At 62.4% G+C, this 12111-nt stretch carries 12 protein-coding genes; 4 read left to right on the forward strand and 8 right to left on the reverse strand.

Annotated features, from left to right (window positions below; translation table 11 throughout):
- The first annotated feature begins 30 nt into the window (after nucleotides 1-30).
- The 4 genes from ACYQ47_RS23725 to ACYQ47_RS23740 all read left to right on the forward strand — a co-directional run bounded on the left by ACYQ47_RS23725 (nucleotide 31) and on the right by ACYQ47_RS23740 (nucleotide 4617).
- The gene (locus ACYQ47_RS23725; protein WP_459907202.1) at nucleotides 31-1203 is read left to right on the forward strand and encodes a UbiH/UbiF family hydroxylase; all 1173 of its coding nucleotides are present in this window, start codon (nucleotides 31-33) and stop codon (nucleotides 1201-1203) included.
- Between the two features lie 30 nt (nucleotides 1204-1233).
- Nucleotides 1234-1965: a DsbC family protein gene (locus tag ACYQ47_RS23730; protein WP_244826332.1), complete on the forward strand. Its 732-nt coding sequence runs from the start codon at nucleotides 1234-1236 to the stop codon at nucleotides 1963-1965.
- A gap of 98 nt (nucleotides 1966-2063) precedes the next feature.
- Nucleotides 2064-3881 (forward strand): M61 family metallopeptidase, encoded by a 1818-nt coding sequence (locus tag ACYQ47_RS23735; RefSeq protein WP_459907205.1) that lies wholly within the window; start codon nucleotides 2064-2066, stop codon nucleotides 3879-3881.
- Nucleotides 3882-4020: 139 nt separating this feature from the next.
- Nucleotides 4021-4617, forward strand: coding sequence for an FMN-dependent NADH-azoreductase (locus ACYQ47_RS23740; protein ID WP_250465758.1), 597 nt, complete (start codon nucleotides 4021-4023; stop codon nucleotides 4615-4617).
- A 98-nt stretch (nucleotides 4618-4715) separates the two neighbouring features.
- Here the strand turns inward: ACYQ47_RS23740 and ACYQ47_RS23745 are convergent, their stop codons facing one another.
- The 8 genes from ACYQ47_RS23745 to rpe form a co-directional block, all read right to left on the reverse strand.
- Nucleotides 4716-5492 carry a uracil-DNA glycosylase gene (locus ACYQ47_RS23745; RefSeq protein ID WP_250526291.1) on the reverse strand — a complete coding sequence of 259 codons (777 nt, stop codon included), beginning with the start codon at nucleotides 5490-5492 and terminating at the stop codon, nucleotides 4716-4718.
- Nucleotides 5489-6142, reverse strand: coding sequence for a CYTH domain-containing protein (locus ACYQ47_RS23750; RefSeq protein ID WP_244826328.1), 654 nt, complete (start codon nucleotides 6140-6142; stop codon nucleotides 5489-5491). Before ACYQ47_RS23750 ends, ACYQ47_RS23745 begins: the two co-directional genes overlap by 4 nt.
- Before the next feature lie 21 nt (nucleotides 6143-6163).
- Nucleotides 6164-6949, reverse strand: coding sequence for an indole-3-glycerol phosphate synthase TrpC (trpC, locus tag ACYQ47_RS23755; protein WP_459907208.1), 786 nt, complete (start codon nucleotides 6947-6949; stop codon nucleotides 6164-6166).
- A gap of 11 nt (nucleotides 6950-6960) precedes the next feature.
- A complete protein-coding gene (trpD, locus tag ACYQ47_RS23760) occupies nucleotides 6961-7992 on the reverse strand; it encodes an anthranilate phosphoribosyltransferase (RefSeq protein WP_459907210.1) in 1032 nt (343 codons plus the stop codon).
- Between the two features lie 5 nt (nucleotides 7993-7997).
- On the reverse strand, nucleotides 7998-8582 hold the full coding sequence (locus ACYQ47_RS23765; RefSeq protein WP_459907212.1) for an aminodeoxychorismate/anthranilate synthase component II: 585 nt from the start codon (nucleotides 8580-8582) through the stop codon (nucleotides 7998-8000).
- A gap of 12 nt (nucleotides 8583-8594) precedes the next feature.
- Nucleotides 8595-10091, reverse strand: a complete 1497-nt coding sequence (gene trpE, locus ACYQ47_RS23770; RefSeq protein ID WP_250465751.1) for an anthranilate synthase component I — start codon at nucleotides 10089-10091, stop codon at nucleotides 8595-8597.
- Nucleotides 10092-10476: 385 nt separating this feature from the next.
- On the reverse strand, nucleotides 10477-11217 hold the full coding sequence (locus ACYQ47_RS23775) for a phosphoglycolate phosphatase (protein WP_459907215.1): 741 nt from the start codon (nucleotides 11215-11217) through the stop codon (nucleotides 10477-10479).
- Nucleotides 11214-11903, reverse strand: coding sequence for a ribulose-phosphate 3-epimerase (gene rpe / locus ACYQ47_RS23780; RefSeq protein WP_244826322.1), 690 nt, complete (start codon nucleotides 11901-11903; stop codon nucleotides 11214-11216). Before rpe ends, ACYQ47_RS23775 begins: the two co-directional genes overlap by 4 nt.
- Nucleotides 11904-12111: the final 208 nt, after the last annotated feature.

Consider the following 12111-nt stretch of genomic DNA (forward strand, 5'->3'; position numbering starts at 1 on the left):
CGCTGCAATCCTCACGGCTATAATGGCCGGATGACTTCGCATCCCCTGACCTTTCATGCAGTTGTCGTCGGCGGCGGGCTCGTCGGCAAGACCGCTGCGCTCGCGCTCGCGCAATCCGGCTTGCGCACCGCGTTGCTCGCGCCGCAAGCTGCCGCCTTGCCCGCGGGCGCCGCGTTCGATTCGCGCATCTACGCGCTCTCGTCGAGTTCGCAGACGCTGCTCGAACGGCTGCGCGTCTGGCAAGCGCTCGATCGCACGCGGCTCGGGCCCGTCTTCGACATGCGCGTGTTCGGCGACACGCACGCGGAACTGCACTTCTCCGCGTTCCAGGCCTCGGTGCCGCAGCTCGCGTGGATCGTCGAATCGAATCTGATCGAACAGTCGCTCGACGCCGCGCTGCGCTTCCAGCCGAGTCTGTCGTGGTTCGAATCGCGCGCGCAGGGCATGACGGTCGAGGACGATGCCGCGCACGTCACGCTTGCAAGCGGCGAGACGCTCGAAGCGGATCTGATCGTCGGCGCGGATGGCGCGCATTCTTGGGTGCGCGCGCAAATGGGCGCAAAGGTCGACCGGCGCGATTATCGGCAAACGGGCGTGGTCGCGAATTTCAAGGCGGAGCGGCCACACGGCGAAACCGCCTACCAATGGTTCCGCGACTCGGAAATCATCGCGCTGCTGCCGCTGCCGGGCGATCACTTCTCACTCGTCTGGTCCGCGCGCACCGAACACGCCGACGAACTCCTCGCGCTCGATCCCGCGCAACTCGCGGCACAAGTCGAACAGGCCACGCAAAACATGCTCGGCACGCTCGAATGCGTGACGCCCGCGCAAGGCTTCCCGCTCGCGTTGCAAACGGTCGACAAGCTGATCGCGCCACGTGTCGCGCTTATCGGCGACGCCGCGCATTTAATTCATCCGCTAGCCGGGCAAGGCATGAACCTCGGTTTGCGCGATGTCGCCGCGCTCGCGGATGTCATCGCCAATAAAGAAGGTTTTCGCAATCTTGGCGATCCCATTTTGCTGCGCCGCTACGAACGCGCGCGCCGCGAAGACATACAAAAACTCATGTTGGCGACAGACGGCTTGCAACGGGTTTTCTCGGTGCCGGGCACGCTTGCGCGCGCGGTTCGCAATACCGGCATGGCGCTCGTGGGCGCGCAGCCACTCGTCAAGCGCTGGCTGGTTTCGGCCGCGCTTGGTTAAAGACACGCCAGGCACATACAGGAAAAGAACATGAAACGCACACTTCGAACGGCACTCGCAGCGGCCGCGGCACTCGCCGTGACACTTGGTCTCGGCTGTACGGCGCAGGCCGACCAGACCACCGACAAGATCAAGTCCACGCTCGAATCGCGCATGGGCGACGCGAACATCAAGAGTGTCGACAAGACGCCCATTCCAGGGCTCTATGAAGTGAACCTCGGCTCGCAGATCGTCTATACCGACGCCACCGGCAACTACGTGCTGATCGGCGATCTCGTCGATACGCGCAGCAGCAAGAATCTCACGGAAGCGCGGCTCTCCGAGACCAACAAGATCGACTTCGCGAAGCTGCCTTTCGAGAACGCGGTGAAAGTGGTGAAGGGCAACGGCAGCCGCAAGATCGCGGTGTTCTCGGACCCGAATTGCCCGTATTGCAAGCAACTCGAATCGACCTTGAAGTCCATCGATAACGTCACCGTGTACACGTTCCTGTATCCCGTGCTCTCGCCGGATTCGACCGCGAAGTCGAAGTCGATCTGGTGCTCGAAAGATCGCGCGATGAGCTGGGAAGGCTGGATGCTGGACCGCAAGGCGCCGACCACGGCCGCCTCGTGCGACACCACCGCCATCGACAAGAACCTGAAGCTCGGTCACACGATGAACGTGAGCGGTACGCCGACCGTGTTCCTCGCGGACGGCCGCCGTCTGCCGGGCGCCGTTCCCGCCGACCGGCTGGAGAAGGAACTTTCGACCGCGCATTGAGGCGGCCCGAACCCACGACGAGAGGCGCATGAGAGGCGCCTCTTTTGGTTTCAAAGGCGCACCGACCGCGCGCCCACAACAAGAACAAAGGACACGACATGGCAACGACTACGCTCGATCGACCGGTGCGCTACAGCATCGTTCCGAAGAACCCGGCCGCGCATATCTTCGAAGTCACGCTCACGGTCGCCGCGCCGGACCCGGCGGGACAACGCTTCATGCTGCCGGTGTGGATTCCGGGCAGCTACATGATTCGCGAATTTGCGCGCAATATCGTCACCTTGCAGGCGTTCAACGCGGCGGGGCGCAAGATCGGTATCGAAAAAATCGACAAGCACGCGTGGCAAGCCGCGCCGGCGGATGGCCCCATCACGCTGCGTTACGAGGTGTACGCGTGGGACATGTCGGTACGCGCCGCGCATCTGGATGACAGCGTCGGCTTTTTCAACGGCACGAGCGTGTTTCTCGCGGTGGAGGGGCAGTCGGCTGCGCCGTGTATCGTCGATATTCAAGCGCCGGAGGGCGGAGCGCTGCGCAACTGGCGCGTCGCCACGGCGCTTGCCGAAGCGCGTGGCACGAAGCGCCATGGTTTCGGCGCGTACGAGGCCGCGAATTACGACGAACTCGTCGATCATCCGGTGACGATCGGCGAATTCGCGCTCGGCGGCTTCACCGCGCATGGCGTGAAGCACGACATCGTGATCTCGGGACGCGTGATCGGGCTCGACATGAACCGGCTCGCGGCCGACCTCAAACGCGTGTGCGAAGCGCAGATCGCGCTCTTCGAACCGCGCACGAAGAAAGCGCCGGTGGATCGCTACGTGTTCATGACGGTCGCCGTCAGCGATGGTTACGGCGGGCTGGAACATCGCGCATCCACGGCGCTGATCTGCAATCGCGGCGACTTGCCGGTGCTTGGCCGACCCGAAGTCAGCGAAGGTTATCGCACGTATCTTGGCCTCTGCAGCCACGAATACTTCCATACGTGGAACGTAAAGCGCATCAAGCCGGCGGCGTTCGCGCCGTACGATCTGTCGCAGGAAAATTACACGTCGCTTTTGTGGCTCTTCGAAGGCTTCACGTCGTATTACGACGACCTGATCCTCGTGCGCACCGACCTTATTTCCGCGAGCGATTACTTCTCCATGCTCGGCAAGACCATCGGCGGCGTGTTGCGCGGAAGCGGGCGGCTCAAGCAATCGGTGGCGCAGAGTTCGTTCGACGCATGGGTGAAGTACTACCGCGCCGACGAGAACGCATCGAACGCCATCGTCAGTTACTACCAGAAGGGTTCGCTCGTCGCGGTCGCGTTCGATTTGTCGATCCGCGGGCAGACGGACAACCGTAAGTCGCTCGACGATGTCATGCGTCTCTTGTGGCAGCGCTACGGACGCGACTTCTATCTCGGCAAGGCACGGGGCATCCGCGAGGACGAAGTGGAAGCGCTCTTCGCCGAGGCCACCGGCGCGGATCTGCGCTCGCTGTTCCGCGACGGCGTGCGCGGCACGCGCGACTTGCCGCTCGACGCGCTCCTCGAGCCGTTCGGCATAGCACTCGCGCCCGATCTGCCGACGAGCGGCACGGCCGGCAAGCCGTCGCTCGGCGTGCGCGTGCGGGGCAGCGCGGATTGCACGCTGGCGGTCGTGCACGACGGCAGCGCCGCACAGAAGGCGGGGCTTTCGGCGGGCGATGTTCTCGTGGCCATCGATGGTCTGCGTGTGACGGGATCGAATCTGGAGGCGCTGTTGTCGCGTTATCTGCCGGGTGCGAAGGTCGAAGTACACGCGTTTCGCCGCGACGAACTGCGTCGTACCGAAGTGAAGCTCGACGGCCCCGAAGTGTCGCGTTACGTGCTGACGGCTATCGACGGGCGCGGACCGTCGAAACAATGGCGCGAGCGCTGGCTGAAGGGCTGAAAGGCTGCGCCCACCGGGGATTGTCCTACTGGTGCAACGATCCTTCACGGCCGGACGGCTTTTTCCGGAACGCCGAACAACGAAGAATGCTTCCAACGCGGGCGCCGACGGCTCCCGCTCCTCCATCAAGGAAGCCATCATGACGACGATTCTCCAGATCAACTCCGCAGCCCGCTCGCAAGGCGCTCAATCGACGCTGCTCGCCGACGAACTCACCGCGAAGCTGCAACAAAGCAATCCGGGCGCGAACGTGGTCGTCCGCAATCTGCTCGCCGACCAGCTCACGCACCTCGACGACGCCACGCTCGGCGCGTTCTTCACGCCCGCCGAACAACGCACGCCGGAACAAGTCGCCATCAACGCGAAGAGCGAAGCGCTGATCGACGAACTGCAAGCGGCCGACATCGTGGTGATCGCGGCGCCGCTGTATAACTTCGGCGTGTCGTCGCAACTGAAGGCTTATTTCGACTGGATCGCGCGGGCCGGAATCACGTTCCGCTACACCGCGACCGGCCCCGAAGGCCTGGTGAAGGGCAAGAAGGTGTTCGTGGTGTCGGCGCGTGGCGGCAAGTACGCAGGCACGCCGAACGACTCGCAAACGCCGTATCTCAAGACGTTCCTCGGCTTCCTCGGCATGACTGACGTGAACTTCATCTACGCCGAAGGCCTGGCGATGGGGCCGGAGGCCGCGAGCGCAGCGCTCGCTTCGGCACGCGATTCGATCGCGGCGCTGTAAGGCTTAAGCTCGACGCCGAAGTAAAAGAGCCCGCCCGGTCTTCGGACCGCGGCGGGCTCTTTGCATTGCATTGCATTGCGTTGCATTGATGAGGATGCTCAGGCGAGCAACTGTGCCTCGGCGGGCAAGCGCCAGTCGATCGGCTCGCGCCCATGCCGCTTCAGATATTCGTTCGCGGCGACGAAATGCCCGCACCCCAGAAACCCGCGATGCGCCGACAACGGCGACGGATGCGGCGCTTCCAGCACGCAATGCGCCTTTCCCGTGCCGTCGATCAGCGCGCGTTTTGCCTGAGCGTGCGCGCCCCACAACATGAACACGACGCCATCGTGGCGCTCGGCAATTTCGTGGATCAGCGTGTCCGTGCACTGTTCCCAGCCCCGCTTGGCATGGCTTCCCGCTTTATCGCGCTCGACGGTCAGCGACGTGTTGAGCAAGAGCACGCCTTGTTTCGCCCACGAATCGAGGCAGCCGTGAGCAGGCGCGACGATATCCAGACTCGCGGCGATTTCCTTGAAGATGTTGCGCAACGAAGGCGGCGGGCGCACGGGCGCGGGCACGGAGAACGCAAGCCCATGCGCTTGCGGCGCGCCTTTGTCTTCACCGTGATACGGGTCCTGACCGAGAATCACCACTTTGACCTCGCCAGGACTGGTGAGGCGCAATGCGCGGAAAACATCGGCGGGATAAACGGTCTTGCCGGCGGCGCGCTCGGCATCCACGAAAGCGCACAACGACGCATAGCGCGGACTGTCGATAAATGCTGTCAGATGCCGCCGCCATTCAGCGGGCAGCGCTTCGAACTGGCTTTCGAGCGTGATGAAGCCGCTAGCGTGCGTGCGAGGCTCGTCAAAAAGAGAAGGCTGCTGGCTCATGCTTCGGCGTCGTCTACCGCGCTTTCCGGACGCTCGCGCAGCCGATAACCTCGCTCCGCCTTGCTCAAATCTTCCGGGTCGAGTTCGGGAAACGCGCCGCGCAATTCGGCGGCGAGCGTGGAGAGCGCTTTGGCGTCGCCGGACTTGATTTCGAGTTCCAGCTCGCTGATTTCCGCGTGATGGTTTTCGCCATCCACGTCCGCCGTGATCTTGCCGGCGTCGAGCGCGACTTCGATCTGCGAACCTTCACGCTCGATGTCCCACACGATGCGCCGGAAGTCCGTGCGAAACAGGGCGATCAGATTCGGCGCGGCGTCCTGCAACGCCTTGCGGGCCGCTTCGTCTTCGCAGGAAACGAGGAGCGCATCGATTTCAAGCGATTCGCCCGCCACCGGCATCTCCCATTCGTGACGACGGCTCAAGCCGGCTTTCGATTCGCCCAGCACCTTGTACGTCTGCAACCACTGGTCGGGCGTGCGGCGCAGGCGCAATGCGGACTTCGCCTTGGCGAGCGCGCAATCCGGCGTGTCGAAATAGACGTTCGCCAGTTCCATCGGCTTGCCCGCACCGGTGCGCTCGTCGAAAAAGCGCGCCACGTCGTCGTGCTGCGAAGGCGGCAGCGCGAGCTTGATTTCCTGTTCGATGCCCAAAATTCGGTCCCGTCTTTAGAGTCAGAAGAACATTCGCGCGAGTTCCGTGCCCGGATCGTCGGCGCGCATGAACGCTTCGCCGACGAGGAACGTGTGCACGTGCATCGCTCGCAGCCGGTCCACGTCGTGGCGCGAGAGAATGCCCGATTCCGTCAACACGATGCGGTCGTCCGGCACCGCTTCGAGCATGCCGATGGTCGTATCGATAGTTGTCTGGAACGTGCGCAGATTGCGATTGTTGATGCCGATGAGCGGCGTTCTCAGTGTGAGCGCGTCTCGTAGTTCGTCGGCGTCGTGCACTTCGACCAGCACCGCGAGTCCGAGCGAATGTGCATAGGCTTCGAGATCTTGCATCTGCGAAAGTTCGAGCGCGGCGGCTATCAGCAGAATGCAGTCGGCGCCCATCGCGCGCGCTTCCATGATCTGATAAGGGTCGACGATAAAGTCTTTGCGCAGCACCGGCAGGCTGCACGCGGCGCGCGCTTCTTCGAGATACGCGACGCTGCCTTTGAAGAACTGCACGTCGGTGAGCACGGAAAGGCACGCGGCGCCGCCTTGCTCGTAGGAGCGTGCGATTTCGCCCGGCACGAAGTGCTCGCGCAGCACGCCTTTGGAAGGGCTCGCCTTCTTCACTTCCGCAATGACCGCGGCCCGGCCTTCAGCATGCTTCGCACGCAGCGCGCCGACGAAATCGCGCAAGTCGCGCGCGCTCGCTTCGAGCCTGAGTTCTTCGAGCGGCGCGCTTTGTTCGGCGGCGCGGATTTCCTCGCGCTTCACCGCGATGATGCGATCCAGAATGTCGCTCATGGTGATGTCCGTTATTTGGTGAATTGCTGCGTGAAGCGCACGAGAGCTTCGACCTTTTCGCGCGCCGCGCCGCTGGCGATGGCTTCGCGCGCGGCGGCCATGCCCTCGGCGATCGAATCGACGATGTCGGCCGCGTAGAGCGCCGCGCCCGCGTTCAGCGTGACGATCTCGCGCGCTACACCCGCCTTGTTGTTCAGCGCGCCGAGCAGCATGGTTTTCGATTCCTGCGCGTCCTGCACTTTCAGCGAGCGGTTCGAGACCATTTGAAGACCGAAGTCTTCCGGATGAATCTCGTACTCGTTCACTTCGTCGTTCTTCAATTCGCCGACCTTGGTCGCGGCGCCAAGCGACACTTCGTCCATCCCGTCCTTGCCGTACACGACAAGCACGTGGTTTGCGCCGAGCCGCTGCATCACACGAACCTGGATGCCGACGAGGTCTTCATGGAACACGCCCTGCAGCTGATTCGGCGCGCCCGCCGGATTGGTCAGCGGCCCGAGAATATTGAAGATGGTCCGCACGCCGAGTTCGCGGCGCACGGGCGCGATGTTCTTCATTGCCGGATGATGGTTCGGCGCGAACATGAAGCCCATGCCGGTTTCGGCAATCGAGGCGGCGACTTGTTCCGGCGTCAGATCGATATTCACGCCAAGCGCTTCGAGCACGTCCGCGCTGCCCGACTTGCTCGACACGCCGCGATTGCCGTGCTTCGCGACCTTCGCGCCGGCGGCGGCGGAAACGAACATCGATGCCGTGGAAATGTTGAAAGTGTGCGAGCCGTCGCCGCCCGTGCCGACGATATCGACAAAATGGGAGTTGTCCGCCACCTCGACGTGATTGGCGAACTCGCGCATGACAGTCGCGGCGGCCGCGATCTCGCCGATGGTTTCCTTCTTCACGCGCAAGCCGGTAATGATCGCAGCGGCCATCACAGGCGACATCTCGCCGCGCATGATGGTGCGCATGAGATGCAGCATTTCGTCGTGGAAGATTTCGCGATGCTCGATCGTGCGTTGCAGCGCTTCTTGTGCGGTGATCGTCATGGCAGTCACGCTCGCTTTCCCGATCCCGTGTTTTTCACGAAGTTTTCGAGCAGCGCGTGACCATGCTCGGAAAGAATGGATTCCGGATGGAACTGCACACCTTCCACTTTGAGTTCCCGGTGGCGCACGCCCATGATTTCACCATCAGGCGTCCATGCGGACACTTCGAGACAGTCGGGCAAAGACTCGCGTTCAATCGCCAGCGAGTGATAGCGCGTGACGTTGAAGTGTTTTGGCAGGTCGGAGAACACGCCTCTACAGTCGGTTTCGATCGCGCTCACCTTGCCGTGCATGATGGTCTGCGCGCGCACCACGCGTCCGCCGAACGCTTCGCCAATGGCCTGATGGCCGAGGCACACGCCGAGAATGGGCAGCTTGCCGGAGAACTCGCGCAGAACGTCGAGCGTGATGCCCGCGTGCTGCGGATTGCTCGGTCCCGGCGACAGGCAGATGCGTGCGGGATTGAGCTTGGCGATTTCATCGAGCGAGATTTCGTCGTTGCGAAACGTCTGCACGTCCTCGCCGAGTTCGCCGAAGTACTGGACCAGGTTATAGGTGAACGAGTCGTAGTTGTCGATCATCAGCAGCATGGTCTTTTCTCCTCAGAAGTCGCTGTCGAGGCCATCTTGCACTTGCTCGGCGGCACGCAACACGGCGCGCGCCTTGTTCTCCGTCTCTTGCCATTCGGACTCGGGCACCGAGTCGGCAACGACACCCGCCGCTGCCTGCACATAGAGATTGCCCTTGTGAATGAGGCCGGTGCGAATGGCAATCGCCAGATCCATTTCGCCGCTGAACGACAAATAACCGACCGCGCCGCCATACAAGCCGCGCTTCACGGGTTCGAGTTCGTCGATCAATTCCATCGCACGCACTTTCGGCGCGCCGGAAAGCGTGCCGGCGGGGAAGGTCGCGCGCAATACGTCGAAGTTGCTCATGCCGGGCTTCAACGTGCCTTCGACCGAACTCACGATGTGCTGAACGTGCGAATACTTTTCGATGATCATCTTGTCCGTCACCGAAACCGAGCCGGTCTGCGCAATACGGCCCACGTCGTTGCGCGCGAGGTCGATCAGCATCACGTGCTCGGCGACTTCCTTCGGATCGTTCAGCAGTTCGGTGGCGAGTTCGGCGTCGCGCTCGGGCGTGTTGCCGCGCGGTCGCGTGCCGGCAAGCGGACGTATGGTCACGATGCGCTCGCCCGCGCGCTGTTCCTGACGCACGAGAATTTCCGGCGATGCGCCGACCACGTGAACGTCGCCGCCAAAGTTGTAGTAGTACATGTACGGCGACGGATTGAGCGAACGCAGCGCGCGATACAGCGAGAGCGGGTTGTCGCGGAACGGCTTGACGAGCCGCTGGCCGACTTGCACCTGCATTAGTTCGCCCGCCGCGATGTATTCCTTCGCGCGTCGCACGGCGTTCAGATAATCCTCTTTAGCGAACTCGCGGAACGTTTCGGTGCGCACACTCGCCGACGTCACGGGCGGCTGGACGGTAGCACGCAGACGCGCCCGCAGTTCGCGCAGCCGATGCTTCGCCTTGGCATACGCCTCGGCCTTGGTGGGATCGGCATAAACGATCAGGTAGAGCTTGCCCGCGAGGTTGTCGATGACCGCGACTTCCTCGGTCAGCAGAAGCTGAATGTCCGGCAGACCGAGATCGTCGTGCGGCGCCGTATGCGCGAGCTTTTTCTCGATATAGCGCACCGCGTCGTAACCGAAGTAGCCTGCCAGGCCGCCGCAAAAGCGCGGCAAACCTGGACGCATGGCAACCTTGAAACGCTTCTGGAAGCGTTCGATGAACGCGAGCGGATCGCCTTCATCGGTCTCGGTGACGTTGCCGTCGGTCACGACTTGCGACACGCCGTTCTGTACGCGCACCACCGTGCGCGCCGGCAGGCCGATGAACGAATAGCGCCCGAAGCGCTCGCCGCCCACGACGGATTCCAGCAGGAACGAGTTGGCGCCATTGCGCTCGGACTGCGCGAGCTTGAGATAAAGCGACAGGGGCGTTTCGAGATCGGCGAGCGCTTCTGCGATGAGCGGAATGCGGTTATAGCCTTCGTTCGCCAGCGATTGGAATTCGAGTTCGGTCATGTTGCGATCCTTTGCGTGCCGCGCATTCTTTTGATTGAGCGCGGCATCGGGACAAGCGGGGCACTGCGATCGGCCGGTTTTTCATGCTGTCGAACGGTGCGCGACGACACGCGTTTTCGCGGGCGTTTCTCGCAAGGAGAGACGTCTTGAAGAACGACGCGGTTATCGTTCGTTGCGCCGGAATGGTTCCGAAGCAAGCGGTGCGACAAGTCAGAGGAAACGGCGCGGGAATGCGCAGCGAAACAAAAAACGGATGCTGAAGCGTGCTCGAACATGATGGCTTCAGCGTACCTCGGGCGAGGTTAGCGCGACCAGCGACGCCAGGGCCAGGCTCCCCGGTCGATGCTGCTCAGACTCCGTTTTCTGTTGAGAAACATGAGATGGACTATTCAGTCAGTGTGGTATTGGGCGGCGCCAGCGTAGTGGAAATGGCCATTGCGGCGGCGCGCAGCGTGGAAACTATACCATCGGATTTCACCGATTGCACATCTTTCCCGTGGTTATAGCCGTAGGGGACGGTGAGCGTCGCCATGCCCGCGGCGCGGCCCGCGAGAGCGTCGTTTTCGGAGTCGCCGACCGCCACGGTTTCGCGCGGCAGCACGTCGAGCCGCTCGCACGCGGTGAGCATGGGAAGCGGATCGGGCTTCTTCTGCGCGACCGAATCGCCGCCGAGAATGACCTTGAAATACTCGGCAATGCCGAAGTGCGCCAGCAACTCCACGGCGAACCGATGCGGCTTGTTGGTCACGCACGCGAGCGCGATGCCGAGTTCGCGCATGGCTTCCAGGCCTTCCTTCACTTCGGGAAAGAGCGCCGAGTACTGGCCGTTGATCTTCGCGTATTCGCTTTGATAGATAGCGAGGGCGTCGTCGAATTGCGCGGCGGCCTCGGTGCGCGGCAGGCGCACGGCGAGCACGCTGCGGATCAGATTCTCCGAGCCCTTGCCGACGTAATCCACGACTTCATCGCGCGCGACCGGCTGCTGTTCCAGACCGATGCGCACGAGCATGCCGTTGATCGCGGCGACGAAGTCGTCGGCGGTATCGACCATGGTGCCGTCGAGATCGATGATGGCCGCGCGGATCGGTCGCGCGGGTCGTATCGAAAAGGTGGTGAGTTCGCTCACTGCGCGTTCCCCACTTTGGCAAGTTCGGCGCGCATGGCGTCGATTACTTGCTTGTAGTCGTGCTTGCCGAAGATGGCCGAGCCCGCGACGAAGCTGTCCGCGCCCGCAGCCGCGATCTCGCCGATGTTCTCCACCTTCACGCCGCCATCCACTTCGAGATGAATATCGCGGCCCGTTCGCTCGCGGTAAGCGTCGATACGCGTGCGCGCTTCGCGAATCTTGTTCAACGCTTCAGGAATGAACGACTGTCCGCCAAAGCCGGGGTTCACCGACATGATGAGCACGAGATCGACCTTGTCCATCACGTGATCCAGATAAATGAGCGGCGTGGCCGGATTGAACACGAGGCCCGCCTTGCAGCCGTGATCGCGAATGAGCGACAAGGTCCGGTCGATATGATCCGAACCTTCCGGATGGAAACTGATCTGATTAGCTCCGGCTTTTGCAAAGTCCGGCACGATGCGGTCGACCGGGCGCACCATCAAATGCACGTCGATGGGCACGTCCACATGCGGGCGAAGCGCCTCGCACACCACCGGGCCGATCGTCAGGTTCGGCACATAATGGTTGTCCATCACGTCGAAGTGAACCCAGTCGGCGCCGGCCGCGACGACGTTACGGACTTCTTCGCCAAGGCGCGAGAAGTCGGCGGACAGGATGCTAGGAGCGATATGGAATTGCTTCATGGACGTGTGGAGTGAGTTGGCCCGCGTCCGGCGAAAGCATTGCCGGATTAAGGCTCGATGTCTGGAACACCGATTCTAACCCGCGTTTTTTCAGCACGTTACCCGGCTGAACGGCCTAATACGTGCTACTCGGAATGAAATGGCGCGAGTTTTGGATTTGACTCGAGCACGCAATTCGTATTGCGACTGTGAATTGCATAAAGCAGAA

Source organism: Caballeronia sp. HLA56, from assembly GCF_054655155.1.